Source organism: Nocardia asteroides (genome assembly GCF_900637185.1).
In the GTDB taxonomy this organism is placed as follows: Bacteria; Actinomycetota; Actinomycetes; order Mycobacteriales; family Mycobacteriaceae; genus Nocardia; species Nocardia asteroides.
The window spans coordinates 314184-331661 of the sequence record NZ_LR134352.1; the positions used below are offsets into that span (position 1 = coordinate 314184).

21 protein-coding genes and 1 riboswitch are annotated in these 17478 nt (G+C 68.1%); of the genes, 13 read left to right on the forward strand and 8 right to left on the reverse strand.

The features are described 5' to 3' along the window. Positions 1-4: 4 nt before the first annotated feature. Positions 5-2083 (reverse strand): phosphate acetyltransferase, encoded by a 2079-nt coding sequence (gene pta / locus EL493_RS01625; RefSeq protein ID WP_019049699.1) that lies wholly within the window; start codon positions 2081-2083, stop codon positions 5-7. A 73-nt stretch (positions 2084-2156) separates the two neighbouring features. Here pta and EL493_RS01630 point away from each other — a divergent pair, with 73 nt between their 5' ends. Both EL493_RS01630 and EL493_RS01635 read left to right on the forward strand, forming a co-directional pair. Further along, positions 2157-2663 (forward strand): nitroreductase/quinone reductase family protein, encoded by a 507-nt coding sequence (locus EL493_RS01630; protein ID WP_019049700.1) that lies wholly within the window; start codon positions 2157-2159, stop codon positions 2661-2663. A 78-nt stretch (positions 2664-2741) separates the two neighbouring features. Beyond that, positions 2742-3125 carry a MerR family transcriptional regulator gene (locus tag EL493_RS01635; protein ID WP_019049701.1) on the forward strand — a complete coding sequence of 128 codons (384 nt, stop codon included), beginning with the start codon at positions 2742-2744 and terminating at the stop codon, positions 3123-3125. A 41-nt stretch (positions 3126-3166) separates the two neighbouring features. Here the strand turns inward: EL493_RS01635 and fgd are convergent, their stop codons facing one another. Continuing rightward, the gene (fgd, locus tag EL493_RS01640; protein WP_019049702.1) at positions 3167-4177 is read right to left on the reverse strand and encodes a glucose-6-phosphate dehydrogenase (coenzyme-F420); all 1011 of its coding nucleotides are present in this window, start codon (positions 4175-4177) and stop codon (positions 3167-3169) included. 164 nt (positions 4178-4341) lie between these two features. On the opposite strand from fgd, the gene EL493_RS01645 reads away from it, so the two are divergent. The 4 genes from EL493_RS01645 (at position 4342) to EL493_RS01660 (ending at position 7463) form a co-directional block, all read left to right on the forward strand. Beyond that, entirely contained in the window at positions 4342-5100 is a 759-nt protein-coding gene (locus EL493_RS01645; RefSeq protein ID WP_198040924.1) for an HAD-IIA family hydrolase, read from the forward strand. Between the two features lie 80 nt (positions 5101-5180). Beyond that, entirely contained in the window at positions 5181-6272 is a 1092-nt protein-coding gene (locus EL493_RS01650) for an LLM class flavin-dependent oxidoreductase (RefSeq protein ID WP_019049704.1), read from the forward strand. Then, positions 6269-6889, forward strand: a complete 621-nt coding sequence (locus EL493_RS01655) for an FMN reductase (RefSeq protein ID WP_019049705.1) — start codon at positions 6269-6271, stop codon at positions 6887-6889. Before EL493_RS01650 ends, EL493_RS01655 begins: the two co-directional genes overlap by 4 nt. Before the next feature lie 25 nt (positions 6890-6914). Further along, entirely contained in the window at positions 6915-7463 is a 549-nt protein-coding gene (locus tag EL493_RS01660; protein WP_019049706.1) for a YceI family protein, read from the forward strand. A 67-nt stretch (positions 7464-7530) separates the two neighbouring features. Here EL493_RS01660 and EL493_RS01665 read toward each other — a convergent pair whose 3' ends face one another. Next, positions 7531-7980, reverse strand: coding sequence for a MarR family winged helix-turn-helix transcriptional regulator (locus EL493_RS01665; RefSeq protein ID WP_019049707.1), 450 nt, complete (start codon positions 7978-7980; stop codon positions 7531-7533). Then, positions 7980-8603 carry a DJ-1/PfpI family protein gene (locus tag EL493_RS01670; protein WP_197724375.1) on the reverse strand — a complete coding sequence of 208 codons (624 nt, stop codon included), beginning with the start codon at positions 8601-8603 and terminating at the stop codon, positions 7980-7982. The genes EL493_RS01665 and EL493_RS01670 overlap by 1 nt, the downstream gene beginning before the upstream one ends. Positions 8604-8724: 121 nt before the next feature. Here EL493_RS01670 and EL493_RS01675 point away from each other — a divergent pair, with 121 nt between their 5' ends. The 3 genes from EL493_RS01675 (at position 8725) to EL493_RS01685 (ending at position 10507) form a co-directional block, all read left to right on the forward strand. Continuing rightward, entirely contained in the window at positions 8725-8958 is a 234-nt protein-coding gene (locus EL493_RS01675) for a hypothetical protein (RefSeq protein ID WP_019049709.1), read from the forward strand. A 14-nt stretch (positions 8959-8972) separates the two neighbouring features. After that, positions 8973-10070: an SPFH domain-containing protein gene (locus tag EL493_RS01680; protein WP_019049710.1), complete on the forward strand. Its 1098-nt coding sequence runs from the start codon at positions 8973-8975 to the stop codon at positions 10068-10070. An 89-nt stretch (positions 10071-10159) separates the two neighbouring features. Next, positions 10160-10507 (forward strand): hypothetical protein, encoded by a 348-nt coding sequence (locus EL493_RS01685; RefSeq protein WP_019049711.1) that lies wholly within the window; start codon positions 10160-10162, stop codon positions 10505-10507. A gap of 10 nt (positions 10508-10517) precedes the next feature. Here the strand turns inward: EL493_RS01685 and EL493_RS01690 are convergent, their stop codons facing one another. After that, positions 10518-11057 carry a hypothetical protein gene (locus EL493_RS01690; protein ID WP_019049712.1) on the reverse strand — a complete coding sequence of 180 codons (540 nt, stop codon included), beginning with the start codon at positions 11055-11057 and terminating at the stop codon, positions 10518-10520. A 133-nt stretch (positions 11058-11190) separates the two neighbouring features. Here EL493_RS01690 and EL493_RS01695 point away from each other — a divergent pair, with 133 nt between their 5' ends. Genes EL493_RS01695 through EL493_RS01705 form a run of 3 tightly spaced genes read left to right on the forward strand, consistent with a single transcriptional unit; the run spans position 11191 to position 13549 of the window. Further along, positions 11191-11523, forward strand: coding sequence for a hypothetical protein (locus tag EL493_RS01695; RefSeq protein ID WP_022566103.1), 333 nt, complete (start codon positions 11191-11193; stop codon positions 11521-11523). After that, positions 11520-13037 (forward strand): hypothetical protein, encoded by a 1518-nt coding sequence (locus tag EL493_RS32835; protein ID WP_019049714.1) that lies wholly within the window; start codon positions 11520-11522, stop codon positions 13035-13037. Before EL493_RS01695 ends, EL493_RS32835 begins: the two co-directional genes overlap by 4 nt. After that, a complete protein-coding gene (locus tag EL493_RS01705; protein WP_126405516.1) occupies positions 13034-13549 on the forward strand; it encodes a hypothetical protein in 516 nt (171 codons plus the stop codon). The genes EL493_RS32835 and EL493_RS01705 overlap by 4 nt, the downstream gene beginning before the upstream one ends. A 71-nt stretch (positions 13550-13620) precedes the next feature. Here EL493_RS01705 and EL493_RS01710 read toward each other — a convergent pair whose 3' ends face one another. The 3 genes from EL493_RS01710 to EL493_RS01720 form a co-directional block, all read right to left on the reverse strand. Further along, entirely contained in the window at positions 13621-14829 is a 1209-nt protein-coding gene (locus tag EL493_RS01710) for an O-succinylhomoserine sulfhydrylase (RefSeq protein WP_019049716.1), read from the reverse strand. Between the two features lie 10 nt (positions 14830-14839). Further along, the gene (locus EL493_RS01715) at positions 14840-15256 is read right to left on the reverse strand and encodes a rhodanese-like domain-containing protein (RefSeq protein ID WP_019049717.1); all 417 of its coding nucleotides are present in this window, start codon (positions 15254-15256) and stop codon (positions 14840-14842) included. A 17-nt stretch (positions 15257-15273) separates the two neighbouring features. Beyond that, a riboswitch (SAM riboswitch) is annotated at positions 15274-15391 on the reverse strand. A 47-nt stretch (positions 15392-15438) separates the two neighbouring features. Next, positions 15439-15897: an Rv0361 family membrane protein gene (locus tag EL493_RS01720; protein ID WP_019049718.1), complete on the reverse strand. Its 459-nt coding sequence runs from the start codon at positions 15895-15897 to the stop codon at positions 15439-15441. Positions 15898-16088: 191 nt separating this feature from the next. On the opposite strand from EL493_RS01720, the gene EL493_RS01725 reads away from it, so the two are divergent. Further along, positions 16089-17477, forward strand: coding sequence for an FAD-dependent oxidoreductase (locus EL493_RS01725; RefSeq protein WP_019049719.1), 1389 nt, complete (start codon positions 16089-16091; stop codon positions 17475-17477). Position 17478 lies beyond the last annotated feature (1 nt).

Sequence of the window (17478 nt, forward strand, 5' to 3'; positions counted from 1 at the left end):
CCGATCATGCCGAGTCTCCCTGAGCCTGGATGGCGGTGATGGCCACCGTGTTGACGATGTCGGCGACGAGCGCGCCCCGCGAGAGGTCGTTGACCGGCTTGCGCAGACCCTGCAGCACCGGCCCGATCGCCACCGCGCCCGCGCTGCGCTGCACGGCCTTGTAGGTGTTGTTGCCGGTATTGAGGTCGGGGAAGACGAACACCGTCGCCCGGCCGGCCACCTCGGAGTCCGGCAGCTTGGTGCTGGCCACGGCGGGCTCGATCGCGGCGTCGTACTGGATCGGCCCCTCCACCGGCAGCTGCGGCGCGCGCTCGCGCACGAATTCGGTGGCGGTGCGCACCTTGTCGACGTCGGCGCCGCTGCCCGAGGCGCCGGTGGAGTACGACAGCATGGCCACCCGCGGGTCGATGCCGAACCGGGCCGCGGTGCCCGCCGAGGAGATCGCGATGTCGGCCAGCTGCTCGGAGGTGGGGTCGGGCACCACCGCGCAGTCGCCGTAGGCCAGCACCCGGTCGGCCAGACACATCAGGAACACACTGGACACGGTGGAGACACCGGGCACGGTCTTGATGATCTCGAAGGAGGGCCGGATGGTGTGCGCGGTGGTGTGCGCGGCGCCGGAGACCATGCCGTCGGCGATCCCCTTGTAGACCATCATGGTGCCGAAATACGAGATGTCGGCCATGGTTTCGCGGGCGCGCTCGAGCGTCATGCCCTTGTGTTTGCGCAATTCGGTGTACTCGGCGGCGAATTCGTCGAGGTAGCCGGAGGTGCGCGGGTCCAGCACCTGCGCGGCGGCGATGTCGACGCCGAGTTCGGCGGCCCTGGCCCGCACCGAGTTCTCGTCGCCGAGGATGGTCAGATCGGCGATCTTGCGCTGCAGCACCCGGCCCGCCGCGCGCAGGATGCGGTCGTCGTCGCCCTCGGGCAGCACGATGCGCTTGCGGTCGGCGCGGGCCCGCTCGATCAGCCGGTATTCGAACATCTGCGGCGTCACCACGGTCGAGGACGGCACCTGGATCCGTTCCAGCAGGGCGGCGGCGTCGACGCGCTGTTCCATCAGGGCCAGCGCGGTGTCGACCTTGAGCGGGCTGCCCGCCCACATCCGGCCGCGGGTGCCGTGCACGGCGCTGGCCGTGTCGTAGGTGCCGAGCTCGGTGGTGAGGATGGGCAGCTTGGGGTGCAGGCCCTCCATCAGCCGGGCGATCGCCGGGTGCGGGCGGATGCCGCCGTTCATGATGACGCCGGCCAGCGACGGAAAGCCTTCGGCCTCATGGGCGTTGACCACGCTGAGCAGCACGTCGGACCGGTCGCCGGGCGCGATCACGACCACACCGTCGGACAGCCGCTCCAGGATGTGCTCGGCGGTCATGCCGCCGACCATGATCCGTAAGGCCTCGCGCTGTAAGAGTTCCGGGTCGCCGCTGTAGATCTCGCCGTCGATGGCGCCGCACAGCTCGCCCATCGTGGGCGCCATCAGCAGCGGCACCTCGGGCAGGGTCCACGACGGCACGTCGAAACCGTCCAGGGCGGCCCCGATCTCGTCGATCTCGGCCGGCTCGCAGCGGTTGGCCACCACCGCCACCAGCTGCGCGTGCTCGGCGGCCAGTTCGGTGGAACACAGCTCGACCAGGTGCTTGACCTCGGCGGGCGTGCGCTCGGCGCCGCGCACCACCAGCAGCACCGGCGCGCCCAGGTTCACCGCGATGCGCGCGTTGTAGCGCAGTTCGCTGGGGCTGGCGACGTCGGTGTAGTCGCTGCCCACGATCACCACCGCGTCGCAGGCCTTGGCCACGTCGTGGAACCGCATGACGATCTCGCTGATCGCGGCGTCCGGGTCGCGGTGCACGTCCTCGTAGGTGACGCCGACGGCCTGGTCGTAGCCGATGTCGGCGGTGCTGTGCTCGAGCAGCAGTTCGAGGATGTAGTCGGGTTCGTCGGTCGAACGGGTGATCGGGCGGAACACGCCCACCCGCGCCGCGGTGGCGCACACCATCTGCAGCACGCCGAGCGCCACCGTGGATTTTCCGGTGTCACCCTCGGGCGAGGCGATGTACACAGCGGACGGCGATTGTTCGACCATGGTCGCGAGCTTAGTTAATCGATGGCGATTCGGGCGTTCGGTGTGGTGCGTTCGACCGCGTTATAGTCCGCCCATGACTTCGCAGTTCCCGGACCGCCAGTGGGGCTCTCGCACGAATCCGCTGTCGCGCGCGGCCAATCGTTTCGCCGCCACCAAGCCGGGATCCTGGCTGATCCGCACGATCACCCCGCTGGACCGGGCCCTACTGGAACGCACCGACGCCAAGTACACGGTGCTGGGCCCGATCGGCGCCCCGGTGATCCTGCTGACCACCACCGGCCGTAAGTCCGGCGTCGCGCGCACCCAGCCGCTGCTCTACGTGCACGACGGCGACACCCTGTACGTGGTCGGCTCGAACTTCGGCCAGGCGCATCACCCGGCCTGGACCGGCAATCTGCTCGCCGATCCGGCGGCCACCGTGGCCATCGCCGGTCAGCGCATTCCGGTCGTGGCCACCCCGGTGCCCGACGCGGACAAGGACGCCCTCTACGCCCGGTTCATCGAGATCACCGGCGCGTACGCCGCCTACCGCGACCGCACCACCCGCGATCTGCGCATGTTCGCGCTGCGCCGGGCATAGCGAGCGAGCTCCCGGCGTTGTTGCCTTGACGCCGACGGCAAGGTCTACCTTGGCGCCCACGGTTGTCGAGGAGGTCGCATGTTGATCGGTGAACTGGCCGAGCGCACCGGTTCCAGCGCTCGCGCCCTGCGCTACTACGAGCAGCAGGGCCTGATCGAGCCGCGCCGCGACGCCAAGGGCTACCGGATCTACGACGAGGTGGAACTGCGCGTGGTGCGCAAGATCAACGCGCTGCGCACGGTCGGTTTCGAGCTGGCCGACATGCATCCGTTCGTCGCCTGCCTGCGCGCCGGCGACGACTCGGGCGACGGCTGCCCCGGCTCGGTCGGCGAACTGCGCCGCAAACTCGACGAGGTCGACGCGGCGGCCGCGCGACTGGCCGCGATCCGGCGGCAACTGGCCGCCCAGCTGGCCGAGGCGCTGGCCGCCGAGGCGGGCGAGCCGGCCTGCTCGCTGCGCTGACGGGTGGGCCCGGCCGACCGACCGGACCCACCGTCGACGGGTCAGCCCAGCGCGCGCAGGCGCGGCGCCAGATCGCGCTGGAACAGGTCGAGGAAGCGCAGCTGGTCGTGGCCGGGCGCGTGGAAGACCAGGTGGTTCAGGCCCGCGTCCAGGTACGGCTTGATCTGGGCGACGGCCTCGTCCGGATCGCTGGCCACGATCCAGCGCTTGGCGACCTGTTCGATCGGCAGCGCGTCGGCGGCGGCCTCCATCTCGATCGGGTCGGTGATGTCGTGCTTCTGCTCCGCGCTCAGCGACAGCGGTGCCCAGAAGCGCGTGTTCTGCAGCGCCAGTTCGGGATCGGTGTCGTAGGAGATCTTGATCTCGATCATCTTGTCGATCTCGCCGGCGTCGCGGCCCACCTTCTCGGCGCCCTCGGCCACCGCGGGCATCAGCTTCTCGGTGTAGAGGTCCATGCCCTTGCCGGAGGTGCAGATGAAACCGTCACCCGCGCGACCCGCGTAACGGGCCACCACCGGGCCACCCGCCGCGATGTAGACGGGGATGCCGCCCTTGGGCACGTCATAGATGGAGGCGCCGACGGTGTGGTAGTACTCGCCCTCGAAATCGGTGCGCTCGCCGGTCCACAGGGCCCGCATGAGCTGCACCGATTCGCGCAGCCGGGCGAACCGCTCCTTGAAGTCGGGCCATTCGCCCTTGTAGCCGGTGGCGATCTCGTTGAGCGCCTCGCCGGTGCCCACACCGAGCATCACCCGGCCCGGGTACAGGCAGCCGAAGGTGGCGAAGGCCTGCGCGATCACCGCCGGGTTGTAGCGGAAGGTGGGGGTGAGCACCGAGGTGCCGAGCATGATCCGCTCGGTCCGCTCACCGGTGGCGGCCAGCCAGGCCAGCGAGAACGGCGCGTGTCCGCCGTTGTGCCGCCACGGCTGGAAGTGATCGCTCACGGTCGCGCTGTCGAGACCGTGTTCCTCGGCGGCCACCGCCAGCTCGACGAGCTCGCGCGGCCCGAACTGCTCTGCCGATGCCTTGTATCCGAGCTTGAGATCAACCATCTCAGCCACTCCTGTCGTTCGCTTCGTCGCGGCCCCTGCCGCTTCGACACTAACCAACACCGGCCCCGACTGTCCGGTAGCGGCGGCTCGCACCGATCCCATATTTAGCGGATGATTAGCTGGTGACCGCCAAGGATGAGCAGATCTTGTCGTACCTGACCGACATGGACGGCGTGCTGGTGCACGAGGATCAACTGATCCCCGGCGCCGACGAGTTCCTGGCCGAACTGCGCGAGAACGAGATCCCGTTCCTCGTGCTGACCAACAACTCGATCCGCACCCCGCGCGACCTGCAGGCCCGCCTGCGCCACACCGGCCTCGACATCCCCGAGGAATCCATCTGGACCTCGGCGCTGGCCACCGCCACCTTCCTCGACGACCAGCGCCCCAACGGCACCGCCTATGTCGTCGGCGAGTCCGGCCTGACCACCGCCCTGCACGAGATCGGCTACGTACTCACCGACAGCGACCCCGACTACGTGGTGCTCGGCGAGACCCGCACCTACTCCTTCGAGGCGATCACCACCGCGATCCGCCTGGTGGAGCGGGGCGCCAAGTTCATCGCCACCAATCCCGACGCCACCGGCCCGTCCCGCGACGGCGTACTCCCGGCCACCGGCTCGGTCGCGGCCCTCATCACCCGGGCCACCGGCAAGGAGCCGTACTACGTGGGCAAGCCCAATCCGCTGATGATGCGTTCGGCGCTGCGCCGCATCGGCGCGCATTCGCAGTCGACGGTGATGATCGGCGACCGGATGGACACCGACGTCATCTCGGGCCTGGAAGCGGGCATGCGCACGATCCTGGTCACCTCGGGCATCTCCACCAAGTCCTCGGTCGAGAAATACCCGTTCCGCCCCACCCTGGTCGTCGACTCGGTCGCCGACCTGCTCAATCGCACTCGGACCCCCTTCCTGGAGTGAGCCGGGTGTGAGCTGCGTCTCACTGGAATAGGTTCCCGGCTGCCGTGGTTATAGTTGCCATGGCAACCAAAGGAGGGCCCGTGCAGTTCGGAATCTTCACCGTGGGCGATGTGACCACCGACCCCACGAACGGCCGCACCCCCACCGAGGCCGAGCGGATCAAGGCGATGGTCGCGATCGCGCAGAAGGCCGAGGAGGTGGGTCTGGACGTCTTCGCGATGGGCGAGCACCACAACCCGCCCTTCGTGCCGTCCTCGCCGACGACCATGCTCGGCTACATCGCCGGCCGCACCGACAAGATCATGCTGTCCACCTCGACCACGCTGATCACCACGAACGACCCGGTGAAGATTGCCGAGGACTTCGCGATGCTGCAGCACCTGGCCGACGGCCGCGTCGACCTGATGCTGGGCCGCGGCAACACCGGCCCGGTCTACCCGTGGTTCGGCAAGGACATCCGCGACGGCATCCCGCTGGCCATCGAGAACTACCACCTGCTGCACCGGCTCTGGCGCGAGGACGTCGTGGACTGGGAGGGCAAGTTCCGCACCCCGCTGCAGTCGTTCACCTCCACCCCGCGCCCGCTCGACGACGTCCCGCCGTTCGTCTGGCACGGCTCCATCCGCAGCCCGGAGATCGCCGAACAGGCCGCCTACTACGGCGACGGCTTCTTCGCCAACCACATCTTCTGGCCCACCGACCACTTCCAGCGGCTGATCGAGCTGTACCGCCGCCGCTACGAGCACTACGGTCACGGCAGCGCCGACCAGGCGATCGTCGGCCTCGGCGGTCAGGTGTTCCTGCGCAAGAACTCGCAGGACGCGGTCCGGGAGTTCCGGCCCTACTTCGACAACGCGCCCGTCTACGGACACGGCCCGTCGCTGGAGGAGTTCACCGAGCAGACCCCGCTCACCGTGGGCAGCCCGGAGCAGGTCATCGAGAAGACGCTCACCTTCCGCGAGCACTTCGGCGACTACCAGCGCCAGCTGTTCCTGGTCGACCACGCGGGCCTGCCGCTGAAGACGGTGCTCGAACAGCTCGACCTGCTCGGCGAGGAAGTGATCCCGGTGCTGCGCAAGGAATTCGCGGCCGGGCGCCCCGCCCACGTACCCGACGCGCCGACGCACGCATCGCTGCTCGCGGCGAAGAACGCCACGGAGGTGACCGCATGACCACCCACATCGCGGTGGTGTCGGCCGGGCTCTCGCAGCCCTCGTCGACCCGGCTGCTGGCCGACCGGCTGGCCACCGCCACCGCCCGCGAACTGCGCGCCGCGGGTGCCGAGGTGGAACTCGACTTCGTCGACCTGCGCGACCACGCCCGCGACCTCGCCGACAACCTGCTCACCGGGTTCCCGGCCCCGTCGCTGCGGACCGCGATCGATCACGTCGTCGGCGCCGACGGCCTGATCGCGGTGACCCCGATCTTCAGTGCCTCCTACAGCGGTCTGTTCAAGACCTTCTTCGATGTGCTGGAACCGGATTCGCTCGCGGGCAAGCCGGTTCTGGCCGGTGCCACCGGCGGCACCGAACGCCACTCGCTGGCACTCGAGCACGCGGTCCGTCCGCTGTTCGCCTACCTGCGTTCCGTCGTCGTACCCACCGCCGTGTACGCCGCTTCCCCGGACTGGGGCGCACGCGGCGCCGACCAGTCCCTCAACAACAGGATCGACCGCGCCGCAGGCGAATTCGCCACCCAGATCCTCGGCAGGCCCAGCGCCGGACCCGCCGACCCGTACGACGAGCCGACCCCGTTCGCGGACCTGCTCGCCGCCAACCTTCCGCGCTAGAACCCAACCCCCACAAGGAGTTCCCATGACCACCGCACTCGCCAACGGCCTCACCGCGGGCACCTGGGCCATCGACCCCAGCCACTCCACCGTCGGCTTCTCCGTTCGCCACCTGATGGTGAGCAAGGTCCGCGGCCGCTTCACCGACTTCGACGGCGCCCTCGTCATCGGCGAGGACGGCTCCGCCTCGGCCACCGCCGAGATCCGCGTCGACTCCCTCACCACCGACAACGCCCAGCGCGACGGCCACCTGCGCACCGCCGACTTCTTCCACGCCGAGCAGTTCCCGGTGATGACCTTCAAGTCCACCGGCTTCCGCGGCGAGGGCAGCGACTTCGTCGTCGACGGCGAGTTCACCGTCCGCGGCAACACCAAGCCGGTCTCCCTCGAGGTCGAGTTCCTCGGCGTCAACCCGGGCATGGGCAACGGCCCGGTCGCCGGCTTCGAAGCCAAGACCGTGGTCTCCCGCCGCGACTTCGGCCTCGACATCGACATGCCGCTCCCCGACGGCGGCGCCGTCATCGGCGACAAGATCACCCTCACCCTCGAAATCGAGGTCGCCCTCCAGAGCTGACCCCGACCACCCCGACGCCCCCGACACCTTCCGGTGCCGGGGGCGTCGCGCTGTCGGCCGAAATTCGCTAGGGGGCCGCCCCCGTGACGGTGTCGACGGCGGCGGACAGGCGGGTGAGGGCGGCGACGACGGTGCGGAATTCGGTGGGGCCCAGTTCTTCGGCGAGGCGGTGGGCGAACGCGGCGTGCTGGGGGTTGATGCGCTGGACGGCGGCCAGGCCCGCGTCGGTTGCGGCGACGAGTTTGGCGCGTTTGTGGGCGGGGTTGGGGCGGTATTCGCACAGGCCCTTGTCGACCAGCAGGTCGGCGATGCGCTGCACGCTCTGACGGGTGATGCCCATCGCCCGGGCGATACCCGCCACCGGGAGCGGTTCGGCGAGGACGGCGCCGAGGACCTGCCACCAGGCGGCGGTGAGGCCCGCCGGGGCGGCCAATTCCTCGGCGATGGCGAGGAATTGGCCGTTGAGACGGAAGGACGTGATGGCGGCCGTGGCGAACAGTTCCTGACTGTCGTCCATCAGACCCGGCTGGCCTCGTAGTCGGCGAGCACCGCGTAGGCCGCGGGATCACGATGCGCGAACAGCGCGTACCAGGCGTCGATGACGTGCGGCTCCGAGACCTCGAGCCGGGTGAAGACCTCCCTGGCGAACTCGAACGGCGACATCCCGTCGGCGGTGATCACATCGCGATCGGTGACCGCGGGCGTGTCCACATAGTTGTCCGCGCCCGAATACCCGCTGTACATCAGGTATTCGGCGGCGTTGGAGGTGTGCGCGCGATCGTCGAGCAGCCCCGCCTTGGCCAGCCCGAAGGTGGCGCCGCAGATACCGGCGACCGGCACGCCCGCCGCGACGAACTCGCGCGCCTTGTCCGCGAACGGCACCAGCTCCTCGCCCTCCCACAGATCGGCGCCGGGCAGGATCAGCATCGCGCTGTCGGCCGGATCGAGATCGGCCAGCGCGAGATCGGGCGTGACCCGCAGGCGGCCCATCGTGGTGATCGGCTCGGTGGTCAACCCCACCGTCTTCACCTGGAAGGTGCCCGGCTCGCGATGCCAGCTGCTGTTGGCGAGCTGCGCGGTGGCGGCGCCCACCTCCCAGTCGGCGAGGGTGTCGTAAACGGCCATGTGGACTGTTCGCATCGTCATGACAGTATCCTGTCATATTTGACAGCATGCTGTCAATAAGAAAATTGAAACCCACCGAAAGGCCGCGCGCCGTACGCTGACGTCGACCGGTGCGACACAGGGAGGTTCAGCCGCGATGACCGACCCGGTGCACGGCCTGACGGGCACCATCACGTCACCGATCCGGGGGGCGGGCGCGCTGGGCGAAGTGCTGGTGGCGATTCGCGGGGGCACCGAGCTCTACCTCGCCCGCGCCGACGAGCCGATCGCGGCCGGGACCACCGTGCTGATCGTCGCGGTCCATCCGGGACGCATCGTCGATGTCGTCGTCTGGATCCCCCTCACACCGCAACTGCCGCAAGAGAACTGAGAGAAGGGGCTCACATGCTGGGCTATCACGTCCCCGATCCCGACGAGGCCATGCTGGTCAGTGGCGCCAAGACCAAGGACAACGCGCCGTTCAAGGTCGTCATCGGTCGCGGCACCTGGGTGATCCCGCTGTTCCGCAAGGTCCGCTACCTGTCGCTGGCCATGTTCGAATCCGAGATCAAGGAACGCTGTGTCACCAAGCAGGCGATCCAGCTCGACGTGCGCGCGGTGATCGCGTTCAAGGTCGCCAACGACACCCCGTCCATCGTCAACGCCGCCCAGCGCTTCCTCTCCGAGCAGGAGCAGGAGATGTCGGTGCTCACCGGGCGGATCTTCTCCGGCCACCTGCGCTCGATCGTCGGCTCGATGACGGTCGAGGAGATCATCCGCGAGCGCCAGAAGCTGGCCGACGAGGTGCTGATCGCGTCCAAGGTGGAGATGAGCAATATCGGCCTGTGGGTCGACTCGTTCCAGATCCAGTCCATCGACGACGGCAACCTCGGCTACATCAACGCCCTCGCCGCACCGCACAACGCGGCCGTGCAGCGCGACGCCCAGATCGCCCAGGCCCAGGCCGCGCAGCGGGCCGCCGAGGCCGAGCAGGAATCCCTGCGCCGCCGTGCCGAATACGAGCGGGAGACCTCGATCCTCAAGGCGCAGTATCAGCGCGATATCGACAAGGCCAATGCCGAAGCGGCACAGGCCGGTCCGCTCGCCGACGCCATCGCGCGGCAGGAAGTCCTCACCGCCCAGGCCGAGCAGGCCCGCAAGAACGCCGAACTGCGGGAACAGGAACTCCAGGCCGAGGTCGTGAAACCCGCACTGGCCGAGGCGGAACGCGTCCGGATTCTCGCCGAGGCAGAGGCCGACCGCACCCGCATCCAGGCCGAGGCCGCCGCCTCCAACAACCGGATCGCCCTGGACCAGTTGCTCATCGAGCAACTGCCCGAGATCGTCAAGCAGGCCTCCACCGGCCTCGCCAACGCCAACCTGACCGTCCTCAACGGGCCCGACGGCGTCGGCGAACTGGTCAACGGCATGGTCGGCCAGGGTCTGACAGTCTTCAACTCCCTGCAGAAGGCGCTGTCGAACGGCGATACCGACAGCGCCTGATCCCGACATCCGGCCGGGCGCCATTAACGGTGCCCGGCCGGATGTCGATTCTCTGGCACGAACGCCGGGATCGACGCAAGGAATGACTGATGGGATTGTGGATCGGTAGCCCCGAGCTGGACGCCTCCGAGAAGGTGATCTGGCAGCAGCTCGCCAATCGAACGCAGGGTGGCAGGGCCGTCGGCGGACGCCTCTACCTGACCGGAGCCCGCCTGCTCTTCGTGCCCAACCACCTGGACGCGCTCACCGGCGGCAAGCGCTGGGAGGTGTCACTGGGCCAGGTTCGCGCCGTCGGACGGCAGAGCCCGGACGGCGGCCTGTTCAGCGGCGGCCTGCGCACCCGCCTGCTCATCGAGACCGACACCGGCACCGAGCTTTTCGTCATCGGCCAGCTCGACGAGGTAATCGAGATCCTCGAAACGGCGGTCCCCCTGTAGCGCCGCCGGATCAGCCCCGCCAGTTCGACGGGGCCTGCTGAAACCCCGGCCGCGGAGTGTCGAAGGTCGCGATCACCTCGCGCACGACCCGCACCGCGGCGCCGGGCCCGACCTCGGGCCACCGCTCGATCGCCTCGAACTTCACCGCCGAGCCGGCGTAGACGATGAGCTCGTCGGTGCGGGTGGGATAGAAGCCGTAACCGATGCCGTCGGTGGTCTCGTAGTACTCGTGCCGCGTCGAGTAGGCCGAATCGATCCGACCGGGTTCGGGCAGCCGCACGATGCCGTCGGCGACCGCGCGATCGAGAAGCTTCCCCATGACCCCGGTGAGACCGATGGGCGTGGCGTAACCGACCTCCGCCGACCACGGGCCCCGATGCTCCTCGCGCAGTGGCAGCCCGGCGGCGGGACCGGTGAAGATCCGGCCCGCCCACGCCACGATCGCGTCGTCGATCGGAAAAGTCCAGGTGCGCTCGTCGAACAGCTCTTTGGCCCGCCGCCTACGACGCTCGTTCTCGGCGTAATAGGCCTGACGTTCTTCGGCGTCCATCACCCGAAACTAACAGCGCGCCAGCACATCCGGTGTCGATTTTCGGTGACAGCGCCGCGCGCTGCGGGCTCAGCTCACGGCAGGAGTGCCACGGCGAGATCTCGGGGAGCATGCTAGGTTCCCGGACGAGAACGTGATCGAGTCCGGGGGCGGGCGTATGTTGCAGGCCGATATCGACGAATTGGGCAAGCTGGTGACGGTCCTCGATGACGTCGGTCGAGAGGTCGACAAACGGGACGTCCGTTGCGAATCCGATCATCTCGGTGCAGCGGTAGCCGGAACCGACGTGGCGGCGGCGTGTGTACAGCTGGGTGAGTTCATCGAAGGCGCCTACTGGCGGGTGACCAATCGGTTGCAGGAGATCTCGAAGGCGGTGTCCGCCACCACGTCGACCATCCAGGCCACGGATGAGGACTTCGCGCAGGCCATGCGGAAGTTCGATGTGCACAGGCTGGAAGGCGCGTGACGATCACCAAATCCCAGGTGGACAACTGGAAGATCAGCAAGCTGTACGACCTGGCCACCAAGATCGACGCGGAGAATCAGCTCTACCTCGGTCAGTTGGACAAGGCGAAGCAGGTATTCACCAACAGTCAGGACTACTGGTCGGGGAACGCACGCGACGCCGCCTACGACCGGGTGGCGCAGGACCACGGGCAGGGCTACAAGCTCTTTCTCGAGGTGCAGGACGCGCCGGTCGTGTTGCGAGCGGCGGCGTCCTCGCTCGACTCGCACCGAACCGTGCTACTCGGCAAGGTCTCCGACGCGACAGGTGCCGCCTTGACCGTCGACGACAACTGGAAGGTTACGGGTAGCGACGCGGACCAGGTTCGTACCCACCAGGATTCGATCAACACCGCGTACCGCGAACTCGAGTCGGCAGCCAAGCTGGCCGCTACCACGCTGGCCGAGCACGCCGGGTACATCCGAGCCGCGGGCGATCTCCTCGGCTCGGGCCTCGACGTTTCCGACGATCGCACGGCGGCCGCGGGCGCGCGACTCGGCGCCGAGGACGGTGCCACGCTCGCCGCCGCGCTGCGGCGCGGTGATTACACCGAGGCCGCCGCCATCATGGCGCACCGGCCCAAGGGACTGACCACCCAGGAGATCCAGGACCTCGCGGCGGGCAAGAACGTCGCTGGAGTGCCCGCCGATCTGCAGCAGTACTACAAGGATTTCAACACGTCCTTCTACAACGACCCCGGCAACACCGGCAATTACAAGAAGTGGATGGAGAACGCGGAACGCCGGGGCGTGTCACCGGAGACCATCGTGGAAATCGCGAGCACGCACGGCATCACCCCGGAGGACTTCACCGTCCTCGACGGAATGGAGCCGGTCACCGACAAGGACGGCAAGACCTACTTCATCATGCCTACCGGCACCAGCGGCGACGATGCGCAGCAGGCGGTGCTCATGACCTACGTTCTCAACGCGGGCACCGACTACGACAAGGCAGGCCTGGTACCGGGTGTCGTCAACGACTTCAAGGAAACGCCGTACTCCAGTGCGGAGATACAGCGGATCATCGACCGGCAGGACAAGAACGACTGGAGCTACGACCAGGACGTCGCGTATGTCGACAGCAACGGTGGGCGGCTCGCGACCACGCCCAACGGCATGCTCATGGGACTCGGTGGCAACGAGCTGCAGGATTTGTACAGCCAGAAGGGCGGCACCACCTACGGCGACATCTTCGTGATGAATCTCGATGACCTCGACGACCCGGCCGACCAGCTGCGCAAGATCGCCGAATCCGGAAGCAAGTGGTTCGACAACGGGAGCGGTCCGCAGCAGAGTACGACCGATCTGGATCGCCTGTTGCACCACGAGGAACGGCATTCCCAGCAGTGGGCGGAGAAGGGTTACGCGGGCATGATCGGGTCGGTGGCCTGGTCCGGTCTCAAAGCCTGGTGGACCGACAGTGACGACGAGATCGAGGAAGACGCCGGCCTGCACGACGGGGGATACAAGAAATGATTCGCCGTGCTGCCGTACTCGTCGCCATCGCCGCGGTTCTGACGTCCTGCGGCATATTCGGCAAAGACCAAGTGGACTTGCAGCCAGGACTACCGGATGCCTTCGGTGCGCGGATCACCGATGGTGAATTGCGGATCTGGACCGGATCGCGGTGTATGGGGGCCGAACGGGCCGTGGTCGCGTTCGAGCCGAGTCACTCCGCGTTCATTCTGGTCCCCGCGAGCGGAGCGAGAACCGATATCGAGTATCTGACAGTCGGACCGAACCCCGGCTGGGAGATCGCGAAACCGCTCCCCGCCGGCTTCGAGTGGCGAAACGAGAGAAAGCTCTATCTCACGCAGATCGACGCGGGTTCGGGCGTGGCCGCCGATATCGAGACCATTGTGCGGGACTCCGCGGCGCACCCCGCCGATACGTACTGGTTCCAGGGAGTGGGCTGGCTGAACCCCGCCGATGTCGCCGCGCGGGACGGGAAGACATTCCGCTCCTTTTGCAGTCCCCACCCGCTGTGACTACCGATCGAAAGCCCCAGGACGGCCGAACGAATTTCGTTTCGACAGGCTGAACTGGGGCTTTCTCGGACTCAGCTCAGGGCGTGGTCGAGGTCGCCGAGGAGGTCATCGATGTCCTCGAGGCCGACCGAGATGCGGACCACGCCGTCGGACAGGCCGATGGAGGCGCGGCCTTCCGGGCCCATGGCGCGGTGGGTGGTGGTGGCGGGGTGGGTGATCAGGGTCTTCGCGTCGCCGAGGTTGTTGGAGATGTCGATGATGCGCAGGCGGTTGAGGACCTCGAAGGCGCGCTTCTTGCCGTCGTCGCCGGCCAGTTCGAAGGTGACGACGGTGCCGCCGCCCGACATCTGGGAGGTGGCGAGGGCGTGCTGCGGATGTGATTCCAGGAAGGGGTATTTCACCCAGTTCACGGACTTGTTCGTCTCCAGGAACTGGGCGACCTTCAGCGCGGATTCGGTGGACTGGCGCACGCGCAGCGGCATTGTCTCGAGACCCTTGAGCAGGGTCCAGGCGTTGAACGGGCTCAGCGCGGGGCCGGTGTGGCGCATCAGGTTCTTGACCGGGCCGTCGATGTAGTCCTGGGCGCCGAGGATGGCGCCACCGAGCACGCGGCCCTGGCCGTCGATGTGCTTGGTGCCGGAGTAGACCACCACGTCGGCGCCGAGTTCGAAGCCATGCTGGAGCAGCGGGGTGGCGAAGACGTTGTCCAGCACCACCTTCGCGCCCGCGGCGTGCGCGAGCTCGGTGACCTTGCGGACGTCGACCAGGGTCTGCATCGGGTTGGCCGGGGTCTCGAAGAACACGGCCTGGGTAGGCACCGAGAGCGCCTGCTCCCACTGCTCGAGGTCGTCACCGTCGACGAAGACGGTCTCCACGCCCCAGCGCGGCAGGATCTCGTTGCACACCACGAAGCAGGAACCGAACAGGCTGCGCGCGGCCACCAGGCGGTCGCCCGCCTTCAGCAGCGCGCCGAGCGCGGTGAACACCGCCGACATGCCCGAGGCGGTCGCGAACGCGGCCTCGGCGCCGTCGAGCAGGCGGATGCGCTCCTCGAACATGGCCACCGTGGGGTTGCCGTAGCGGGAGTAGACGAAGTGCTCGACCTCGCCGGTGAACGACGCCTCGGCGGCCTCGGCGCTCTCGTAGACGAAACCCGAGGTCAGGTACAGCGCCTCGGAGGTCTCCTCGAAGCCGGAGCGGCGCAGGCCGCCGCGGACCCCGAGCGTGGCGGGGCCGACGCCCTCGGGCAGTGGCTTGTCGAACGAACCACCGGTGATCATGCGTTTCTCCTTATGCCTGACGCCACGGCAGGCCGACCGCGCGCCAGCCGACGCTGCCGCGCTGCCCGAACGCGTCCGGACCGCCCTCGAAACCGTCCAGCACGTTGTAGGACGGGGTGAAGCCCGCCGCGGTCGCCACGGTCGCCGCGCCGATGGAGCGCTGCCCGGAGCGACACAGGAACACCACGGGCGCGTCGTCGGGCCGCCCGGCCAGCGCCTGCTCGAGCTCGGCGCCGAAGTTCGGATTGCGGGTCCCGGTGTTGTCGACCCACTCGATGAAGTGGGCCGGACGCTCGATGGAGCTGGTGTCGGGGATGCCGATCTGCGCCCACTCGCCTTGGGTGCGCACGTCGACGAGCACCGCGCCGGGGTGCTCGGTCAGGATCTCCCACGCCTTCTCAGGGGTGATGTCGCCGGCGTAAGTCATGTCGAACCTCCTGCGTGAATCCGCTCTTGCCGTGCCGGTTGTCCAGACGCACGGCCAGGTCGTCACCCGGAGCACCCCACCGCGGAGGAGGGTTGCCGACCAGCGAGCCGGGGCTTGGCGCTGGCACTCATGACCTTGCGATCTGAGATTGCCCCGGCACAGGTCACCGTGTCAAACAGTTCCTAGGGAGTGCAGACCAGCCAGGTGCCGTCGACCCTGGTCAGGTTCCAGGTGCTGGTGGACGGCGTGTCGCCGATCCGCACGGTGGCGTCGATCTTGGCCCGGTCGCCGTTCACGGTCGCCTTGTCGAAACCCTTCTTGTCGATCGTCACGGCCGATTTCGGGCCGCCGAGACGTTCGGACAAACCGGATTTCTCCTCGTCGAAACCGGGGCAGGCGACACCGGCGGGCGGACGCTGCTCGCTGCGCGAGCGCGCGTCGATATAGTTGGTGACGGCGGCCGCGAGGCGGTCGGCCTCTGTGACATTTTTCTCAGCGGGCGAGAGCAGCCCACCGGCGACGATGGCGATGAGCACCACGATCGCGATCACCGCGGCCGCGACGAACGGGACGATGGAACGCTTGTCGGTCTGATCCACCACGATGGGCTGGTCTTCCGAGCCTGTTTGCTCCTCGTTCATGCTGTAATCCTGACAGACCGGGTGCGGGCAACCACACCGCGCGCCGGGTGGCCACGACGCCGCAGATAGAATTGCGTCCGAATGCGGCCTGCTGCCGATGTCGCTGGCAGCTGCCGACAGCCGGATCGTCAACTTAGCCTAAGCTAAATTGACCCCGTCAACAGTTCTCGACCAAAGGGTGCGCGTAGAAAATGACCGAACAGAGTGCAGCGACCCGCCCGCTCCGCATTGCGATCGTGGGCGCAGGACCGGCCGGTATCTACGCCGCCGACGCGTTGATGAAGTCCGATGCCGACGTGAGCATCGACCTCTACGAGCGGATGCCCGCCCCGTTCGGTCTCATCCGCTACGGCGTCGCGCCCGACCACCCGCGCATCAAGGGCATCATCACCGCCCTGCACAAGGTCCTGGACAAGGACCAGGTGCGGCTGCTGGGCAACATCGACTACGGCACCGACATCACCCTCGACGACCTGCGTCAGTTCTACGACGCGGTGATCTTCTCGACCGGCGCCAACGCCGACCGCGCGCTGCCGATCCCGGGCATCGACCTCGACGGCTCCTACGGTGCCGCCGACTTCGTGTCCTGGTACGACGGCCACCCGGACGTGCCGCGTTCGTGGCCGCTGGACGCGGAGAAGGTCGCCGTCCTCGGCGTGGGCAACGTCGCGCTGGACGTGGCGCGCGTGCTGGCCAAGACCGGTGACGAGCTGCTGCCGACCGAGATCCCGCCGAACGTCTACAAGGGCCTCAAGGCCAACAAGGCCGTCGAGGTGCACGTGTTCGGCCGCCGCGGTCCCGCGCAGGCCAAGTTCACCCCGCTCGAGCTGCGCGAACTCGACCACTCGCCGACCATCGAGGTCATCGTCGATCCCGAGGACATCGACTACGACGAGGGCTCCGAGGCCGCGCGCCGCAACTCCAAGCAGGTCGACATGGTCGCCAACACCCTCGAGCAGTGGGCGATCCGCGACCAGGGCGACCGCCCGCACAAGCTGTTCCTGCACTTCTTCGAGTCCCCGGCCGAGGTCATCGGCGAGGACGGCAAGGTCGTCGGTCTCAAGACCGAGCGCACCCAGCTCGACGGCACCGGCAACGTCAAGGGCACCGGCGAGTTCAAGCAGTGGGACGTGCAGGCGATCTACCGCGCCGTCGGTTACCTGTCGCAGAACGTCACCCAGCTGCCGTTCGACGATCAGGCCGGCACCGTGCCGAACGAGGCCGGTCGCGTGATCTCCGACGAGACCGCCGAGGGCGCGGCCCGCTTCATGCCCGCCACCTACGTGACCGGCTGGATCAAGCGCGGCCCGGTCGGCCTCATCGGCCACACCAAGGGCGACGCCAACGAGACCATCGCCTGCCTGCTCGACGACGCCAAGGACTTCGCCCCGGCCGCCAAGCCGGAGCCGGAGGCCGTCACCGAGTTCCTCGAGAGCAAGGGCATCCCCTTCACCACCTGGGCCGGCTGGTACCGCCTCGACGCGCACGAGCGCGCCCTCGGCGAGCCCGAAGGCCGTGAGCGCGTGAAGGTCGTCGAACGCGAGGACATGCTGCGCGCCTCCGAGCCGAACAAGGTCTGAC

Coding starts and splice junctions, on each gene's coding strand:
- pta (WP_019049699.1), bottom strand. CDS start 2,083: ATGGTCGAACAATCGCCGTCCGCTGTGTACATCGCCTCGCCCGAGGGT.
- EL493_RS01630 (WP_019049700.1), top strand. CDS start 2,157: ATGACTTCGCAGTTCCCGGACCGCCAGTGGGGCTCTCGCACGAATCCG.
- EL493_RS01635 (WP_019049701.1), top strand. CDS start 2,742: ATGTTGATCGGTGAACTGGCCGAGCGCACCGGTTCCAGCGCTCGCGCC.
- fgd (WP_019049702.1), bottom strand. CDS start 4,177: ATGGTTGATCTCAAGCTCGGATACAAGGCATCGGCAGAGCAGTTCGGG.
- EL493_RS01645 (WP_198040924.1), top strand. CDS start 4,342: ATGGACGGCGTGCTGGTGCACGAGGATCAACTGATCCCCGGCGCCGAC.
- EL493_RS01655 (WP_019049705.1), top strand. CDS start 6,269: ATGACCACCCACATCGCGGTGGTGTCGGCCGGGCTCTCGCAGCCCTCG.
- EL493_RS01660 (WP_019049706.1), top strand. CDS start 6,915: ATGACCACCGCACTCGCCAACGGCCTCACCGCGGGCACCTGGGCCATC.
- EL493_RS01665 (WP_019049707.1), bottom strand. CDS start 7,980: ATGGACGACAGTCAGGAACTGTTCGCCACGGCCGCCATCACGTCCTTC.
- EL493_RS01670 (WP_197724375.1), bottom strand. CDS start 8,603: ATGCGAACAGTCCACATGGCCGTTTACGACACCCTCGCCGACTGGGAG.
- EL493_RS01675 (WP_019049709.1), top strand. CDS start 8,725: ATGACCGACCCGGTGCACGGCCTGACGGGCACCATCACGTCACCGATC.
- EL493_RS01680 (WP_019049710.1), top strand. CDS start 8,973: ATGCTGGGCTATCACGTCCCCGATCCCGACGAGGCCATGCTGGTCAGT.
- EL493_RS01685 (WP_019049711.1), top strand. CDS start 10,160: ATGGGATTGTGGATCGGTAGCCCCGAGCTGGACGCCTCCGAGAAGGTG.
- EL493_RS01690 (WP_019049712.1), bottom strand. CDS start 11,057: ATGGACGCCGAAGAACGTCAGGCCTATTACGCCGAGAACGAGCGTCGT.
- EL493_RS01705 (WP_126405516.1), top strand. CDS start 13,034: ATGATTCGCCGTGCTGCCGTACTCGTCGCCATCGCCGCGGTTCTGACG.
- EL493_RS01710 (WP_019049716.1), bottom strand. CDS start 14,829: ATGATCACCGGTGGTTCGTTCGACAAGCCACTGCCCGAGGGCGTCGGC.
- EL493_RS01715 (WP_019049717.1), bottom strand. CDS start 15,256: ATGACTTACGCCGGCGACATCACCCCTGAGAAGGCGTGGGAGATCCTG.
- EL493_RS01720 (WP_019049718.1), bottom strand. CDS start 15,897: ATGAACGAGGAGCAAACAGGCTCGGAAGACCAGCCCATCGTGGTGGAT.
- EL493_RS01725 (WP_019049719.1), top strand. CDS start 16,089: ATGACCGAACAGAGTGCAGCGACCCGCCCGCTCCGCATTGCGATCGTG.